The organism is Streptomyces sp. NPDC059169, assembly GCF_042755225.1.
Taxonomy (GTDB): Bacteria; Actinomycetota; Actinomycetes; order Streptomycetales; family Streptomycetaceae; genus Streptomyces.
Window position 1 is genome coordinate 501,477 of sequence record NZ_JBHZCF010000001.1, and the last position, 15,919, is coordinate 517,395.

17 protein-coding genes and 1 pseudogene are annotated in these 15,919 nt (G+C 70.5%); 8 read left to right on the plus strand and 10 right to left on the minus strand.

From position 1 onward, the window contains the following. Window positions 1–64 precede the first annotated feature (64 nt). Window positions 65–556: a hypothetical protein gene (locus ACFXOM_RS02230; protein ID WP_384939102.1), complete on the plus strand. Its 492-nt coding sequence runs from the start codon at window positions 65–67 to the stop codon at window positions 554–556. On the opposite strand, the pseudogene ACFXOM_RS02235 reads toward ACFXOM_RS02230, so the two are convergent. Both ACFXOM_RS02235 and ACFXOM_RS02240 read right to left on the minus strand, forming a co-directional pair. Further along, window positions 553–739 (minus strand): annotated as a pseudogene (locus ACFXOM_RS02235) (IS5/IS1182 family transposase); the annotation flags it as partial. The gene ACFXOM_RS02230 and the pseudogene ACFXOM_RS02235 overlap by 4 nt on opposite strands. 112 nt (window positions 740–851) lie before the next feature. Next, window positions 852–1,385: a MarR family winged helix-turn-helix transcriptional regulator gene (locus tag ACFXOM_RS02240; protein WP_384939104.1), complete on the minus strand. Its 534-nt coding sequence runs from the start codon at window positions 1,383–1,385 to the stop codon at window positions 852–854. A gap of 130 nt (window positions 1,386–1,515) precedes the next feature. On the opposite strand from ACFXOM_RS02240, the gene ACFXOM_RS02245 reads away from it, so the two are divergent. Then, window positions 1,516–2,781 (plus strand): MFS transporter, encoded by a 1,266-nt coding sequence (locus ACFXOM_RS02245; protein ID WP_384939106.1) that lies wholly within the window; start codon window positions 1,516–1,518, stop codon window positions 2,779–2,781. Here the strand turns inward: ACFXOM_RS02245 and ACFXOM_RS02250 are convergent. Beyond that, window positions 2,730–3,182 (minus strand): Lrp/AsnC family transcriptional regulator, encoded by a 453-nt coding sequence (locus ACFXOM_RS02250; protein ID WP_384943790.1) that lies wholly within the window; start codon window positions 3,180–3,182, stop codon window positions 2,730–2,732. The two genes, ACFXOM_RS02245 and ACFXOM_RS02250, sit on opposite strands and share 52 nt — an antisense overlap. A 76-nt stretch (window positions 3,183–3,258) precedes the next feature. Here ACFXOM_RS02250 and ACFXOM_RS02255 point away from each other — a divergent pair, with 76 nt between their 5' ends. From ACFXOM_RS02255 to ACFXOM_RS02270, 4 genes are all read left to right on the plus strand, one after another. Continuing rightward, window positions 3,259–4,185: an SMP-30/gluconolactonase/LRE family protein gene (locus ACFXOM_RS02255; RefSeq protein ID WP_384939109.1), complete on the plus strand. Its 927-nt coding sequence runs from the start codon at window positions 3,259–3,261 to the stop codon at window positions 4,183–4,185. Window positions 4,186–4,363: 178 nt separating this feature from the next. Further along, window positions 4,364–4,924 carry a hypothetical protein gene (locus ACFXOM_RS02260; protein ID WP_385036763.1) on the plus strand — a complete coding sequence of 187 codons (561 nt, stop codon included), beginning with the start codon at window positions 4,364–4,366 and terminating at the stop codon, window positions 4,922–4,924. A 334-nt stretch (window positions 4,925–5,258) separates the two neighbouring features. Beyond that, complete coding sequence (locus ACFXOM_RS02265) at window positions 5,259–5,645, plus strand: thiol-disulfide oxidoreductase DCC family protein (RefSeq protein ID WP_384939113.1); 387 nt, start codon at window positions 5,259–5,261, stop codon at window positions 5,643–5,645. A gap of 11 nt (window positions 5,646–5,656) precedes the next feature. Beyond that, window positions 5,657–6,418 carry a TetR/AcrR family transcriptional regulator gene (locus ACFXOM_RS02270; protein ID WP_384939114.1) on the plus strand — a complete coding sequence of 254 codons (762 nt, stop codon included), beginning with the start codon at window positions 5,657–5,659 and terminating at the stop codon, window positions 6,416–6,418. 232 nt (window positions 6,419–6,650) lie between these two features. On the opposite strand, the gene ACFXOM_RS02275 is transcribed toward ACFXOM_RS02270, so the two are convergent. The 3 genes from ACFXOM_RS02275 to ACFXOM_RS02285 all read right to left on the minus strand — a co-directional run bounded on the left by ACFXOM_RS02275 (window position 6,651) and on the right by ACFXOM_RS02285 (window position 10,070). After that, complete coding sequence (locus tag ACFXOM_RS02275) at window positions 6,651–8,201, minus strand: ABC transporter substrate-binding protein (protein ID WP_384939116.1); 1,551 nt, start codon at window positions 8,199–8,201, stop codon at window positions 6,651–6,653. Window positions 8,202–8,304: 103 nt separating this feature from the next. After that, window positions 8,305–9,783 carry a metallophosphoesterase gene (locus ACFXOM_RS02280; RefSeq protein ID WP_384943795.1) on the minus strand — a complete coding sequence of 493 codons (1,479 nt, stop codon included), beginning with the start codon at window positions 9,781–9,783 and terminating at the stop codon, window positions 8,305–8,307. 17 nt (window positions 9,784–9,800) lie between these two features. Continuing rightward, a complete protein-coding gene (locus ACFXOM_RS02285) occupies window positions 9,801–10,070 on the minus strand; it encodes an SCO4848 family membrane protein (RefSeq protein ID WP_384939120.1) in 270 nt (89 codons plus the stop codon). 160 nt (window positions 10,071–10,230) lie between these two features. On the opposite strand from ACFXOM_RS02285, the gene ACFXOM_RS02290 reads away from it, so the two are divergent. Further along, complete coding sequence (locus ACFXOM_RS02290; RefSeq protein WP_384939121.1) at window positions 10,231–11,490, plus strand: D-alanyl-D-alanine carboxypeptidase family protein; 1,260 nt, start codon at window positions 10,231–10,233, stop codon at window positions 11,488–11,490. On the opposite strand, the gene ACFXOM_RS02295 is transcribed toward ACFXOM_RS02290, so the two are convergent. From ACFXOM_RS02295 to ACFXOM_RS02310, 4 genes are read right to left on the minus strand one after another with little or no spacing between them, the layout of a single operon-like run. Then, on the minus strand, window positions 11,426–12,343 hold the full coding sequence (locus ACFXOM_RS02295) for a YihY/virulence factor BrkB family protein (protein WP_384939123.1): 918 nt from the start codon (window positions 12,341–12,343) through the stop codon (window positions 11,426–11,428). The genes ACFXOM_RS02290 and ACFXOM_RS02295 overlap by 65 nt on opposite strands. Continuing rightward, window positions 12,331–12,777 carry a GtrA family protein gene (locus ACFXOM_RS02300; RefSeq protein ID WP_384939125.1) on the minus strand — a complete coding sequence of 149 codons (447 nt, stop codon included), beginning with the start codon at window positions 12,775–12,777 and terminating at the stop codon, window positions 12,331–12,333. Before ACFXOM_RS02300 ends, ACFXOM_RS02295 begins: the two co-directional genes overlap by 13 nt. Further along, entirely contained in the window at window positions 12,774–13,733 is a 960-nt protein-coding gene (locus ACFXOM_RS02305; RefSeq protein WP_384939127.1) for a decaprenyl-phosphate phosphoribosyltransferase, read from the minus strand. The genes ACFXOM_RS02300 and ACFXOM_RS02305 overlap by 4 nt, the downstream gene beginning before the upstream one ends. Then, entirely contained in the window at window positions 13,726–14,307 is a 582-nt protein-coding gene (locus tag ACFXOM_RS02310; RefSeq protein WP_384939129.1) for a phosphatase PAP2 family protein, read from the minus strand. The genes ACFXOM_RS02305 and ACFXOM_RS02310 overlap by 8 nt, the downstream gene beginning before the upstream one ends. A 152-nt stretch (window positions 14,308–14,459) precedes the next feature. On the opposite strand from ACFXOM_RS02310, the gene ACFXOM_RS02315 reads away from it, so the two are divergent. Next, window positions 14,460–15,899 carry an FAD-binding oxidoreductase gene (locus ACFXOM_RS02315; RefSeq protein ID WP_385036765.1) on the plus strand — a complete coding sequence of 480 codons (1,440 nt, stop codon included), beginning with the start codon at window positions 14,460–14,462 and terminating at the stop codon, window positions 15,897–15,899. The last annotated feature ends 20 nt before the right edge of the window (window positions 15,900–15,919 follow it).

Sequence of the window (15,919 nt, forward strand, 5' to 3'; positions counted from 1 at the left end):
GCGGGCCCGTTTCTGTACGCTCGCCGTACAGGAACGGGCCTTCTGCATGCGAGAGCGGGGACTGATGAGCGAGCCGAACCCCTACAAGGACGGCGGCGAGTACCAGTGGGGGCCCACGCAGCCCCCGGGCACTCCCGACTTCGGCTACGGCTACCCCAACACCACGCCCGGCTACGGCATTCCCCAGGCGGTGCCCGGCATGGGCGCCCACGGCATGCCCCTCATGTCCATCGGCGACATCACCGTGCTGCAGGATTCGATCGTCACTCCGGCCGGCACGCTCCCCCTCAAGGGCGCGGTGTGGAACTTCACGGACTTGTCCCGCACCGAGGACAAGATCCCTACCGTCGGCATCGTGCTCGCGGTCGTCTTCGCGGTCTTCTGCCTGCTCGGCCTGCTCTTCCTGCTGATGAAGGAGAAGACGACGACCGGCTTCATCCAGGTGAGCGTCTCCAGCGGAGGCCGGCACCACACCACGATGATCCCGGCGACCGGCCCGGACACCGTCCACTGGGTGATGGGGCAGATCAACTACGCGCGTTCGCTGAGCATCTAGAGCCTGCCTCCTGGGATGGCAGCGAGGTGCGATGCGGCCTGACGGGCGAAGGCGAGCTTGTCCATCGGCATGGCGAGGCCGCACCACTGCTTGAGTAGGGCGGCGCACCGCTCGACGGTACTGCGCTCCCTCGTACGTCTCAGCGTCGAAGCCGAACGGGCGGCCTCCGGCGCGACCGTCACGGTGCGTCAGCCGGCAGCACCGCCGGCTGATCGCCCCTCATCGCCCGTTCTCCGCGCCCGCTGGGGCGCTCAATTCCTCCCAGCCCAGCTTTCGAACCCGCCCTGCCACGGCGCTAGGCACCGTGCTCGGGGTCCCGGGGCTCGCGGTCACGCTCCTCGGCGACAAGCATGACGCGACGCAGCATGTCGTTGAGGAGTGCCCGTTCGTCCTCGCCGAGGACGCCGAGCAGCCGGACCTCTTCGTGGCCGAGGACGTCCATCGCCCCCAGCCAGGTCGCCCGCCCCGCCGGAGTGAGTTCCACGACGACACGGCGCCGGTCGGTGGTGGACGGCGTGCGGCGGACGAAGCCGCGCCGCTCCAGGGCGTCGAGGCGCCCGGTGACGGACGCGGGTGCCAGGTCGAGGTCGGCGGCGAGGTCGGAGGGTGCGGCGGTACCTCCGCGACCTGCCAGCTTGTGCAGGGTGTCGAACTCGTGGCGTTCGAGGTCGAAGTCGACGAGGGACTTCTCACGGACCCTCCGGAGATGGACGGAGAGCTTCTTCATCCGGGTGACCGCGCCTTCGACGTCCGGGTCGAGGCCGGGGAGCACCGGCTGCCAGCGCGCCACGTGCTCATCGGTCCAGTCGCGGGGCTCGGGCTCGTCCATGCGGTTGATCGTACGCCCGGGGCGCTGGGTGTTCTGTCCTGGGCGTGGTGCTCGGTCGCACCTCGGGTTCGATCACCCCACCCATACATTTCGTTGACGAATTATTCGATACCGAAATACATTGACGGGCATGCCGTCGCATCCGCACCCCCTGCGCTCACGTTCGTTCCGGTTGCTCTTCGCCGGACGAACCCTCTCCCTCCTCGGCGACGCCGTCGTGCCCGCCGCCCTCGCACTCGCCGTCCTCCAAGCCACCGGCTCCACCTCCGCCCTCGCCCTGGTGCTCGCCTGCGCGATGGTCCCCAAGCTGCTCCTGCTGCCGCTCGGCGGCGTGGCGGGGGACCGCTTCGACGCCCGCAGGATCGCCCTCGCGACCGACCTCGTGCGGTGCGCCACGCAGCTCCTGGTGGGCGCCCAACTCCTCAGCAGCGAGCCCCGGTTGTGGGTGGTCGCCGGTGCCGAGGTGATCGGCGGCACCGCCTCCGCCTTCGCGATGCCGACCGTTTCCCCGCTGATCACGGGAACGGTGACGGACGACCAACTCCAGCGCGCCAACGCCGCGATGGGTGTCGCCCTGAGCGCTGCCCGGCTGGGCGGACCCGCCCTCGCGGGACTGCTCGTCCTCACCTCCGGGCCCGGCTGGGCGTTCGTCCTCGACGGGGCGAGCTTCGCCGTGAGCGCCGCGCTGCTCGCCGCGGTACGGGTGCGCAACGTCCGTGTGCCGCGGAGGTCGCTGTTCACCGACCTCCGCGAAGGATGGAGTGAGGTCCGCAGCCGCGACTGGTACTGGACGAGCCTGATCGCCCACGCCGCGTGGAACGGAGCCGCGGCCGTCCTGATGACACTCGGCCCGGCGATCGCCGTGCGGGGGCCGGGCGGCGAGGGCGCCTGGGTGGCGATGCTGCAGACAGGCGCGGTCGGCCTGCTGGTCGGCTCCCTGCTCGCGGGGCACGCCAGGCCGCGACGACCTGTCCTGGCGGCGAACCTGGGGCTCGCGACGTACGCCCTGCCTCTGCTCCTGATGGCAGCGTCCGCTCCCATGCCATTGACCATCGCCGCGTACGGCGTCGCCCAGGCGGGCCTGGGCTTCCTCTCCCCCGTGTGGAGCACCGCCGTCCAACGGGCGTTCCCGGCGCACGCGCTCGCCCGCGTCACCTCGTACGACTGGCTGCTGTCACTGGCGGCGGTGCCGCTGGGCTATGCGCTCGCACCGGTCGCAGCGTCCGCATGGGGTGCGCACGTCCCGCTCACCGTCGCCGCGTTGGCGGTCGGGGGTGCGTGCCTGGCCACGGCGGCGGCACCCGGCGTGCGGCGTCTGCACGCACAGCGGGACGAGGAGGACGACTACGGCGCCGGAGGCCGCTCGAAGAACGTCTCCAGCGCGACGGTGGCCTGAGTGCCGCACACCCCGTCGATCGCGTACAACCGGCGCAGGACGTCCTGGAGCTGCTCGGTGGTGGCCGTCCGCACCTTCACCAGGATCGATGCGCTGCCCGCGATGACGTGAGCCTCTTCGATCTCCGGTATCGCGGCGAACGCGTCCGCCGAGTCCCCCATCCACGCCGAGGACTCGACCATGACGAAGGCCAGCACGCCGAGACCGAGGGCCGCGGGGTCGACGTCGACCCGCGTACGGCGGATGACCCCACGCTCCCGCAGTTTGCGGACCCGCTCGTGCGCGGCACCGGCGGACAGGCCGATGGCCTTCCCCAGGACGGCATAGGCCTTTCCTGCGTCCTGCTGCAGGAGCGTGAGCAGGGCACGGTCGGTGTTGTCGAGGTTATCCACAGGCGCCATGAGGCAACCATACCCGGTTCTGCCATACTGGAGTTGGCCAGAATGACATTCGGCAAATGATGGACAGAGGTGGAAGATGTCCGACGCAACAATGGACCATCCGTACGAGATTCTGGACGACCGCTTCCGTACCGGACGGTGTGCCAACGGGGACGTCAAACTGGAGCAGCTGTACGGGGACTGCCGATGGGCCGAAGGTCCGCTCTACCTACCGGCCTGGCGTCAGGTGGTCTGGAGCGACATCCCGAACGACCGCATGCTGCGGTGGGACGAGCCGACCGGCACCGTCGGCGTCTTCCGCTCCCCCGCGGGACACAGCAACGGCAACACGCTGGACCGAGAGGGCCGACTGATCAGCTGCGAGCAGGGCAACCGTCGCGTCACCCGCACCGAGCACGACGGATCCATCACGGTCCTGGCGGACCGCTTCGAGGGCAAGCGGTTCAACTCACCGAACGACGCGGTGGTGCGTTCCGACGGGTCGATCTGGTTCTCCGACCCGGACTTCGGCATCACCAGCGACTACGAAGGGCATCGTGCGGAGAGCGAGATCGGCGCGCGCAACGTCTACCGGATCGACCCCGCCACCGGCACGGTCCACCTGGCGGCGGACGGCTTCTCCGGCCCGAACGGGGTCGTCTTCTCCATGGACGAGCAGCAGTTGTACGTGTCGGACAGCGTCGCCCGGCAGATCCGCGTTTTCGGCGTACGCGACGACGGCACCCTGACCGACGGCAAGGTCTTCGCAGAGTCGACGAGCGGTTTCGACAACATCCGCTTCGACGACCAGGGTCGACTGTGGGCGGCCGCGTTCCACGACGGGGTGCACTGCTACGACCCCGACGGCACGCTGATAGGCCGGCTACTCGTCCCCGAGCCGGTTTCCAACCTGACCTTCGGCGGGCCCAAGAACAACCGCCTGTTCATCACGGCGACGACGTCGCTGTACTCCCTGGTGATGTCGGTGACGGGGGCCGACCGGGTGCGGCGGACCGGGAGGTGACCGCCCGGCGCGGTCACCCGTGCCGAGGGCATCCGGCAGCTTCCCGATGCACTCCTGACTGAGTCCGGCCAACTCATCTGATCTGCTGCGAGGTTGGCAAGGAGAGGCCGGAGCTTCAGGTCACCGCGTTGCGGGAAGGTGACAGCTCGTCGTTGACCGTTCGGCCCACGGGGGCACCATGAGCCTGACCGATCAGATACTTCCCCTCGTCGGCTTCGTGATCGGCGCCCTGACATCGTTCCTCGTCACGAGCCTCAACGAACGGACACGATGGCGGCGCCGGCAGGCGGTGCGCTGGGACGAGGCACGACTGAACGCCTACGGGGAGTACGCCCACACGGTGAAGGAGCTCGCAGCCTGCTACCAACGCATCGCCGTGGGCCGCGGGCTGACGACGGGATCATCACCACTGGAGCTGACACCCGAGGTGCTGGACCAGATACGGGCGGGGGAGTCCCGCCGCTCAGCACTCTCGGACCGATTGGGGCTGTTGGGCGACACCGCGACCAACACCGCCTCGAAAAGGCTCAATCATTGCCTGTGGCACCTCGAGTACCTCGCACAGGGCCTCCCCACCAGCGGCGACCAGGACTGGGACCAGGCGTATGCGGAATTCAGAGGCGCGCGCAGGCAGTACCTGGAGCACGCACGGACCAGCCTGGGCGTGACCGGCCCTGCCGTCAGCGACGTTTCTTGGCCCCCGCCATGGCGGCCGTCACGCCGATCACCGGTCGGATAGGCCGTCCAGGAAGTCCGTCAGCAGGGCGGTCACGACAACGGGGCGCCCAAAGACGACGGATCGCCGGCCCGGGGCAGTGCGACGCGGCGACCCCCCGGGGATCAGCCTTCGTTCTCCGCTACGAGCCTGCGACCACCGAGCAGTCCTCGACCATCTCGACTTGAACGCGTTCAGAAGGGAGTCTAAAGTTCAGACACCAGCTTTTGAACGCGTTCAAAGGAGGGTGGGGCATGGACCTCACTGTCATCGCGTACGTCGCCTACCTGCTGATCAGCGTGGCCCTCACCGTCTGGGTGGCACCCGCGACGGGCGCGTGAGCACCGTGGGCGTTCCGGTGACACGGCTGACCGTGCTGTACGACGCGCAGTGCACGCTCTGCGTCCACCTGCGCCACTGGCTGCTGCGACAGCCGCAGCTCGTCCCATTGGACCTGGTCCCAGCCGCCTCGGCCGAAGCCAGGAGCCGCTTCCCCGCACTCGACCACGAGAGCACCCTGCGGGAAATCACGGTGATCGGGGACCAGGGCCAGGTGTACCGGTCCACCGCCGCTTGGATCGTCTGCCTGTGGGCCCTGGCCGAACACCGACCCAAGGCCCACTGGCTGAGCACACCGGCCGGCCGGCCCTTCGCCCGCGCCACGGTACTCGCCGCCGCGAAGTACCGGGAGTTGACGGTTGTCCCTTGCGACGGGCAGTGCGACCCCCCGGCACCGCCCGACTAGGCTCGGTCAGCGTGAACGACGAGAAGCAGGGCAGGCCAGCCAAGCCCGCCAAGAGCGAGCAGACCCGCACCCTCATCCTCGAAACCGCGCTCCGGCTCTTCCAGGAGCGCGGTTACGACAAGACGACCATGCGGGCGATCGCCCAGGAGGCGGGTGTCTCGGTCGGCAACGCCTACTACTACTTCTCCTCCAAGGAACACCTGATCCAGGGGTTCTACGACCGGATCGCCGAGCAGCACCAGACAGCGGTGGCGAACATCCTCGACGGCAGCGAGGAGGACCTCACGGCACGCATCCGTGGGGTCCTCCTCGGTTGGCTGGACGTCGCCGAGCCGTACCACGAGTTCGCGGCCCAGTTCTTCAAGAACGCGGCCGACCCGGAGAGTCCGCTCAGTCCCTTCTCCCCCGAGTCGGAGGGGCCGCGCGAGGCGGCGATCAGCGTCCACCGCCGGGTGCTGTCGGGAGCCGCCGTGAAGGTCGACCCCGAGCTGGCCGAGACACTTCCCCAACTCCTCTGGCTCCAGCAGATGGGGCTCGTGCTGTTCTGGGTGTACGACAGGTCCGATGGCTGTGCCAACAGCCGCCGTCTCGTCGAACGGCTCGCACCGGTCACGGCCCGGGCGATCTCGCTCTCCCGCTTCCGGATCCTGCGCCCACTCGTCGCGGAGACGCACGAGTTGCTCAGGGACTTCATGCCCACGGCCGCGGGTATGGCCGCGTCGGTCAAGCCGAAGCGCACGACGCACCGCGAGGGTCCGTCCCTGGAGGGCTGAGTCCAGGTGGGGTGTCCGGGAGACCGAGCTCGATCGCCGGGCCGCCGGCCACCGAAGCTCGAGCACACCCGAACCCCGGAGCCTTCTCCGCCCGGACCGGGAAGACGTCGGGCTCCGAACCCGCCCGAGGCCCGCCCCGCCGGCCTGCCGCTCCTCCGTGCCGACACCCCCCTCGCCGTTCCTCGCCGATCCTCGGTCCCGCCGTCCCCCGCCGCCCTTCGCATCCGGCGGGTCACAGCCACCCCAGCTCCCACAGCCGCCAGATGCCCGTGCCGTCCGACAGGTACTGTGCGCCGGCGACGTCCTCGCTGCTCAACACGTAGTCCTTCTTCTGCCACAGGGGCACGAGCGGGACGTCATCCGCCACCACGTCCTGGATCGACCTGAAGTCCTTCGCGGCACGTCCGCGTTCGCTGTACTGCTGCGTGGACTGGATGAGCCGTTCGACACGGGCGCTCCGATACCCCGAGTGCAGGGTGGAGTCATGACCGACCAACGGCTGGACGAAGTTGTCGGGGTCGGGAAAGTCCGGCACCCAGCCGATGGTGAACGCGTCGTACTTCCCCGCCGCGTAGCCCTTCTGCAAGGCCTGCCACGGCACGGATACCACCGTCACCTCGAAGGCTCCGGTGCCCTGCAGCTGCCGGCGCAGCTCCGCCGCCTCAGCCGCCGCGGCGCTGTCGTCCCGGTGGGCGAGGGTGAAACGCACCGGCGCGGCGACCCCCGTCTCCTCCAGCAGTCTCCGCGCACGGCCGGGGTCGGGCTTCGGATAGGCGTTGAAGAACGAGGTGCTGTGTCCGGTGATGCCCTGTGGGATCAGCGAGTAGAGCGGCTCGACGGTCGCCCGGTAGACGGAGGTGGCGAGGGCCGACCGGTCCACCGCCGCGGCGACCGCCTTCCGCACGGCAACCTTCGCGAACGGCGAGTCCTCGCGCACGTTGAAGACGAGGTCGCGCACCTCGGAGCTGTCGGCTGCGTCAACACGGACCGCCGACGTCCCGTTGACGATCCCGGTGATCACTGACGGTGGCATCTGGCGGTGCGTGACGTCGACGTCCTTGCGCTTCCAAGCCGCCGCGAGTTGGGCCGACTCCTTGAAATAGCGGACGACGACGGGCCCGCCCCGCTTGGTGATGGCGCCCTTGTAGGTGGGGTTGGGCTCCAGGGTGGCGCTGACGCCCGGGACGTACTCCTTGAGGACGTACGGTCCCGAGCCGTCGACGGTGCCGCCCGTGCGCAGCCCGTTCGCCGGGTAGGCAGAGCGGTCGACGATCGATCCGGCCCCCGTGGCGACCTTCTGCGGGAACGTGGCATCGCGGTTGCGGAGGTGGAAGGTCACCGTGCGCCCCTCGGCCGTGACGGACGCGAGCGTGGTGAACAACGATTTCGGACCGACGTCGGTCGTGATCCGCAGCATCCGCTCGAAGGAGTACTTGACGTCCTCGGCCGAGATCCGGTGGCCGTTGGAGAAGGTGAGGTCGTCGCGTAACTCACAGCTGTAGGTCTGGAGGTTGAGCCCCGTGAAGGCACAGCGTTCGGCTGCGTCCGGGACCGGGGTCGCAGCGCCCGGCCGGAAGGTCAGCAGGGACTGGAAGACGTTGCTGTACAGCGCCCACGAGCCGGCGTCGTAGGCGCCTGCCGGGTCGAGGGAGGTGACGGCGTCGGTCGTGCCGACCGTGATGACCTTTTCCGCACCGCCCGAGGGAAGCAGCCGCCAGGCGCCGGCCGCCGCCACGAGCAGCACCACACACGTCACAACGATGCGTAACCGGACAGAAAGCATCGCCCGTATCCCCCTTCACGCCCACCCCTGTTCGTGATGGCGATCAGCCAATCACAGAGGGCATACGACCGGTAGGGAAATCACCGGCCTCGCGGGTGAACAATCAGGTTCGCCGGGAGGCCAACTCGACGACGGTGATGTCGGAGGGGGCGCCGACGCGCACCGGTGGCCCCCAGGCGCCCGCCCCGCGCGAGACGTAGAGCTGCGTATCGCCGTAGCGTTCGAGCCCGGCCACGGTCGGGTTCGCCAGGTCCGCGAGGTAGTTCCCGGGCCAGAGCTGACCTCCGTGGGTGTGCCCGGAGAGCTGGAGGTCCACGCCGTGGCGCACCGCATCGTCGATGACGACCGGCTGGTGGGCGAGGAGCACGGCGGCGCGGCTGCGGTCACGATCGCCGAGGGCCTTGCCGAAGTCCGGCCCCTGCCCCTCGTAGACGCCCGCGACGTCGTCGACCCCGGCGAGGTCGAACCCGTCGAGCGCGACGCGGTCGTTGCGGAGCGGAGTGAGGCCGAGCTCCCGTACGTGGTCGACCCACGCGTCGGCACCCGAGAAGTACTCGTGGTTCCCGGTGACGAAGTACGCACCGTGCCGGGCCGTCAGCTGGGCGAGCGGCTCGGCCGCCGGCCCGAGGTCGGCGACGCTGCCGTCCACCAGGTCACCGACGACGGCGACGAGGTCCGGCTGGGTGCTGTTGATCGTGTCCACGATCCGCTGGCTGTGTGCGCGCCCCAGGATCGGGCCGAGGTGGATGTCGCTGACGACGGCGATGCGGAACCCGTGGGCGCTGCGGGCGAGCTTCGCCAGCGGCACCGTGACCCTCTTCACACGGGGCCCGCGCAGGACTCCGTACGTGCCGTAGCCGACGGTCCCCACCGCGGCGGCGGCCGCCGCGCCGCCGACGATGCGCGAGACGAACACCCGTCGCGACACGGTCTTCCCGGCCGGTGCGACTCCTGCTGCGACGGCACCGTCCGGGGGGGCGTCCACGCTCGTGCCGGTGCCGTCTCCGGCAGTGGTCCCCGCGGGCCGAGCCGCCACGGCGGCCGTGCTCACCGGGGCGGTGCCGTCGGCAGGGCCCCCCTGCTGCATCGTCGTCGCCGCCCCGGTGTCGGCGGTCGGGGGTGCCGTGGACGCACCGCCCCCGGCGAAGGTGCCGGGCTGGGGCGTGCCGCCACCGGACGACGGTTCAGCCGGACGTGGTGCGGCAGCGGCCGGAGCGTCGGCCAGCGGCTCTGGCTCCCGCGCGGACGACGACCGTGCGGCAGCCCTGCGAGCCGTCACGCGCAGCAGGATCGGTCGGACCGCCTCACCCACCAGCAGGGCCAGCGTCAGGTAGAGCAACGTGGCGAGCCAGAGGTAGCCGGGCCAGGCCAGGACCTGCTGGAGCCGGAACGGGGCCCCCGCGCGCCCTGCGACGAGTGCCCCGACGGAGAGCAGCGGCAGCAGGACGACGGCCGCGGTTCCGAGACGCCGTGGCCGGCCGGGGCCCGGCGTGGTGTCACGGACCAGGCGCCGCCAGACGTACCAGTGCACGCCCACCAGGAGGGCGAGGACCGCCAGGACGACGAGGACGACGAGCAGCACGGCAGACCGTTCCCTCCTCAGTCCGGCAGTTGGCCGGACGACTGCTGTCGCTCGCGGCGCAGTGCGCGGACGCCACGCAACCCGATGACTCCGACGGCCGTCCCCAGGAGAAAGGACGTGACGGCGAGCAGCAGGTGCACCCAGAAGTACCCGGTGGGTTCACCCGCGTCGTCGAAAGCGAGCCCGCTGCCGTCCTTCCACAGGTTCTTGACGAAAGTGATCCAGATGAACCAGCTCCACACCCCGAAGGCGAGCAGGAACCAGGAGACGGGGCGGCTGAGCTTCATGGACTCAGTATCACCGCTCTCCCCCTCGCGGGTGTGGCGGGGTCCGGGGCGCGGCCCCCGAGCGGTCCGTGGGCCGGTCGATGGGCTGTCCCGGCGGCGTTCGCGGCGGGTCCTGTGGCCGGTGTCGGGATCCGCGTCGACGCCATGTACGTTCTCGTCCGTGTCTGCTGTGAAGAAGGCCGCCCTGACGGTCACCGCCGCCGCGCTGCTGCCCGCGCTCTCCGCCGCGCCCGCGGCGGCGTCCGCGAAGCAGGACCGCAAGGCTCCGAACCCTCCCGCGGCGATGTCCACGGTCGGTGGCACCCGGCTCGGCAAGCCCGGCACCCAGGTCATTCTCGGGCCGGGCGCTCCCGTCCTCCCGGCGAAGCTGACCGGCCGCGCCTGGATCGTTTCGGACGCGGAGAGCGGCGAGGTGCTGGCCTCCCACAACGCACACTGGCGGCTGCCCCCCGCCTCCACCCTGAAGATGCTGTTCGCGGACACCTTGCTCCCCAAGCTGCCAAGGGAACAGCTGCGCCTGGTGACCCGGGACGACCTCGCGGGGATCGGCGAGGGCAGCAGCCTCGTCGGCGTCAAGGAGAAGCTCACGTACTCCGTCCACGATCTGTGGCTCGGGGTGTTCCTCCGATCGGGCAACGACGCGGTGCACGTGCTCTCGTCGATGAACGGCGGCGTGGGCAAGACGGTGCAGGAGATGCAGACGCACGCCGAGGAGTTGCAGGCGCTCGACACACAGGTGGTCACTCCGGACGGATACGACGAGGCAGGCCAGGTGTCGAGCGCGTACGACCTGACCCTGTTCGCCCGGAGCGGTCTGCAGAAGAAGGACTTCCGGGAGTACTGCTCGACGGCGCGCGCCGCGTTCCCCGGCGATCAGAAGCCGGGGAAGCCCCGCGGCACGTTCGAGATCCAGAACACCAACAGGCTGCTCACCGGCGAGTCCGGGGTCGCCCCGTACGAGGGCATCGCGGGCGTCAAGAACGGCAACACCACCAATGCGGGAGCGACGTTCACCGGTGTCGCGGAGCGGAACGGCAGGGTCCTGCTGGTCACCGTCATGAATCCGTCGACGAAAGAGCCCCACGCGGTCTACAAGGAGGCCGCCCGCCTGCTCGACTGGGGCTTCGCCGCGGCCGGAAAGGTGGAGCCGGTCGGCGAGCTGGTCGCGCCGCGGAACGCGCAGACGGGGAACAGCGGTTCCGAGCATCCCGACTCGGCCGGCGAAGACGGGAAGAAGAACCGGCCGGGGCCGGCCAAGGCGTCCGCATCGGCGCACGACGGTTCCAGTGGGGCTGGTGTCGCACTGGGCGTGACCGGCGGGGTGCTCGTCCTGCTGGCGGGGGCAGCGTTCCTGGTCAACCGGCGCTGGCCGCTGCCGGATCTGGTCCGTCGTCTTCCGCGCCGGCACGACGCTCCGTGACGGCGCCGTGGCCCGTGGCCGTCCACGCGGCGCAGTAGAGCGTGAGCTTCGCGGTGAAGTTGATCCACAGCAGCAGGGCGACCGGGACGCCGAACGCGCCGTACATCGACCGTCCAGCGACGTTCTGCATGTAGCCGCCGAGCAGCAGTTTCAACAGCTCGAAGCCGACGGCGCCGATCAGCGCGGCGACGATCAGGCGACGGCGCGGCGGCTGTACCCCCGGCAGGAGCGTCAGGACGTACAGCAGCACCAGGAAGTCGGCGAGGATGGCGGCGGCCAGGGCGGCGGCCTGCAGCAGCACCCCGCCCCAGCCGTTCCGGTCGATGCCGAGCCGGTCCACGCTCCAGCCGATGGCGGTAGAACCGAGTGCGGAGGCCACGAACGACAGCAGGACGGCCGCGCCGAGCCCGACCAGGATCAGCGCGTCCTTGCCGATGCGCACGACCGGGTTGCCGTCGGCACGGTCGTCGAGGCCCCACACGACCCGCAGGCACTCCCTCATCGAGCCGATCCAGCCGATGCCGGTGAGCAGCAGCAGCGCACCGGCGATCAGTCCGACGGTGCCGGCGTTGTCGACCAGCGCGCCGATGTCCAGCTGCTCGGAGATGCCGGGCACCTGCTCGGAGATCTTGGCTTCGATCTGGTCGAGCTGTGCCTTGCTGAGAAGGGAGGCGCCGACGGCGGCCCCGACCGTGATCAGCGGGAAGAGCGCGATGAAGCTGATGAAGGTGATCGCGGCTGCGAGACGGGTCCAGCGCGCCTCGTCGAGCCGCTCGTACGACCGCCATGCGTGGGTCTGCATCAGCCGCCGCACGTGCGGACCGATGACGGGGAGTCGGGTCAGCCAGTCCATGACGTACGTCTGCCCTCTCGAGCGAATCCTGATCCGAACACGAACGTGCGTGTCGCCCAGAAGCGCAGGCAGGTGGCGAGGACCATGCCGACGCCGAGCCCGGCGGCGGCGTCGGCGCGGGGCGAGGTGAGCCCGAGCACGTAGTGCGAGACGGCGAGGCAGAGTAGTTGGACGAGGGCCCCCGCCGCGTTGATCCCGGAGAAGACGGCGTACTGGCGCCATGCGACGCGACGCCCGTGGCCCCGGTTGCGGTACGTGCCGAGGGCGTTACCGACGTACGCGACGGTGCAGCCGGCGACGAACGAGAATGCCTTGGCGGGCAGCGGATCCTGGCCGAGCGGACCGCGCAGCAGCACGAACAGCGCCAGATCGGAGGCGTAGGCGCAGGCTCCGACGAGGAAGAACGACGTCAGCTCCCGGGTCCGTCCGGTCACAGGTGCACGACCGCCAATCCGTACACCGCGAGCCACATCAGCCCGATGACGGCGAGCGGCCGGTCGCGCAGGACGACGTCCTCGGGCGCCCCCGCGGTCCCCCGGTCGGCGAAGACCGCATACCGCAGCACCGCGAGGATGAACGCGATGACCGAGAGCTGGCGCCAGGGCAGCAGCGACCCGTCTGCGGCCTGGCCGTTCTCCAACGCCCACAGGCAGTAGCCGAGGACGGCGACGCCTGCCGCGAGCTGCCAGACGAAGCGGAGGTACCCGGTGGTGTACGAGGCGAGCAGGGCACGCGTGGCGCCGTCGGAGCCCGCCATCTGGACCGCTTCCGAATAGCGCTTGGCGGCCACCATGAAGAGGGCACCGAAGCCGGTGGTGATCAGGAACCAGCGGGAGAGTGGGATGCCCAGCGCCACTCCGCCGATCATGGCGCGCATCAGGAAGCCCGTCGCGACGACGGCGAGGTCGAGGACGAGCACGTGCTTGAGCCGGACGCAGTAGGCGAACTGCATGGCGAGGTACGCAGTGAGCAGCGCGGCAGTCATCGCGTTGCACAGGAGGGCCGCGGCGGCGGTCGCAGCGACGGCGAGCAGCGCCCCTGCCGCATAGGCGACGGGTACGGGTACGTCCCCGGCGGCCACCGGGCGGGTGCACTTCACCGGGTGGGCACGGTCGGCCTCCGCGTCACGCGCGTCGTTGATCAGGTACACCGCGGAGGCGGCGGCCGTGAACAGGGCGAAGACGGTTGCGAGTTGGGTGGCGGTGTGCCGTGAGGCCAGTTCCCCGGCGGCCGCCGGGGCCGCGGCGACCAGGACGTTCTTGATCCATTGGCGTGGTCGTGCCGTCCTGATCAGCCCCAGGGGCAGGCCGAGGGGCCTGGCCCGGACGGGCGCCGGTGGGTCCGGCCGCCGTTCTGGCTGTTCCAGCAGCGCGGTGCCGCCTTCAGACACGACGGCCTCCCCCCCGGTTTCCTGCGCCGCCGGCGCGCATCCATGCGGTGCCGAGCCCCGCCGTGAGCCCGCCGAGGAGCGCTCCCGCGGCGACGTCGGTCGGGTAGTGCACGCCGACGATCAATCGGGACGCGCACATGGCGGCGGCCAGCGGTGGAACCAGCCGGCGGCCCGCCGGGCGCAGTGCTCCGAAGACCACGGCGGCCGCCGCGGCGGAGGTGGCGTGGGAGCTGGGGAAGGAGTGCCGGCTCGCGACGCCGACGAGCGGCGCGGCGTCCTCCAGTAGGGGGCGGGGCCTGCGCACGACCCGCTTGACGCCGACGCTCGCGAGGTGGGCTGCGCCGACCAGGAAGGTGCCGCGCAGCCAGCTGCGGCGCCGTTCCCGGTCGGCCGACGCGCACAGGAGGCCCGCGGCGAGCCACAGCCCGGCGTGCTCGCCGCCGTGGGACAGCGCCCGCGCCGCCACGGCCACACGCGGCCGGCTTCCGCAGTCGCGCATCACCGCCAGCAGCCGGCGATCGAGGTCCGCCCAGTCCTGCCAGCATGTCCGGTGGACCTGGTTGACGGATCGCATCTGCCACCCCTTTCGATGGGCCAGCTGCGACTCTTCTCAATAGACGGCCGATATGTGTGGTCATTTTTAATGACACTCCTTTAATCACCCATTCCGGCGCGCCCATGGGCATGAGGGATGAATACCGCATTCATGGCGATAGCGTCACCTACATGTCCGCCGACTGTTCCGCCACGCACCGCCAGCGCCCGTCCGACGCCCATGAGTCCGCTCTCGGCGGCGCCCCCGGGACCACCGACGAGGACGACGGTTTGCCGGTGGCGGTAACCGGCTGGGGCCGTACCGCCCCCTCGGCCGCACTGCTTGTGCACCCGCGCAGCTACGCGGAGACCGCTGCGGCGGTCCGCCACTGCGGCGCACGCGGCTCCATCGCGCGGGGCCTCGGTCGGGCGTACGGGGACGCCGCGCAGAACGCCGGTGGCGCCGTCCTGGACATGACCGGCCTCGACCGGATCCGCAGCATCGACGCGGAGGCGGGCATCGTCGTGTGCGACGCCGGGGTCAGTCTGCACCGGCTGATGGAGGTGCTGCTCCCGCTCGGCTGGTTCGTGCCGGTCACACCCGGAACCCGCCACGTGACGGTCGGCGGAGCCATCGGGGCCGACATTCACGGCAAGAACCACCACGTCTCCGGCACCTTCTCCCGCCACGTGCTCTCGATGGAACTACTCACTGCCGACGGCGGGCTGCACACCGTTCTCCCCGGCACCGAGCTCTTCGACGCGACGACGGGCGGCATGGGCCTCACCGGGGTGATCCTGTCGGCCACGGTCCAACTGCACCGCGTCGAAACGTCGCTGATGTCCGTGGACACCGCACGCGCCACCGACCTGGACGACTTGATGGCCAGACTCGCCTCGACCGACCACCGCTACCGCTACTCGGTGGCTTGGGTCGACCTTCTCGCCCGCGGGGGCGCGACGGGCCGTTCGGTCCTCACCCGGGGGGACCACGCCCCGCTCGAGGCCCTGCCCCCGCGCGGGAGGCGCCGCCCGCTCACGTTCCGCCCCCGGCAGCTCCCCGCCGTCCCCGGCGGCGTACCCACGGGACTGCTCGGCCGCGCCTCCGTCGCCGCGTTCAATGCACTGTGGTACCGCAAGGCACCCCGGTCGCGCGTGGGCGAACTGCAGAAGATCTCCGCGTTCTTCCACCCGCTCGACGGGGTTCCGCACTGGAACCGCGTCTACGGGCGGGACGGCTTCGTCCAGTACCAGTTCGTGGTCGGACACGGGCAGGAGGAGGCGGTGCACCGGATCGCCGGACGCATCGCCCGGCACGGCTGCCCCTCGTTCCTGGCCGTGCTGAAGCGCTTCGGCCAAGGCGACCCCGGATGGCTGTCGTTCCCGATGCCCGGTTGGACGCTGGCGCTGGACATCCCCGCCGGCCTGCCCGGACTGGGCGCCTTCCTCGACGAACTCGACGAGGAGGTCGCGGCCGCCGGCGGGAGGGTGTACCTCGCCAAGGACTCCCGGCTGCGGCCCGAGATGCTCGCGGCCATGTACCCGCAGCTCGACCGCTTCCGCGAGCTGCGCGCCGCCCTGGATCCGGGCGGAGTGTTCGTGTCGGACCTCTCCCGCCGCCTCTCGCTCTGAGCGGAACGGATCACTCACGT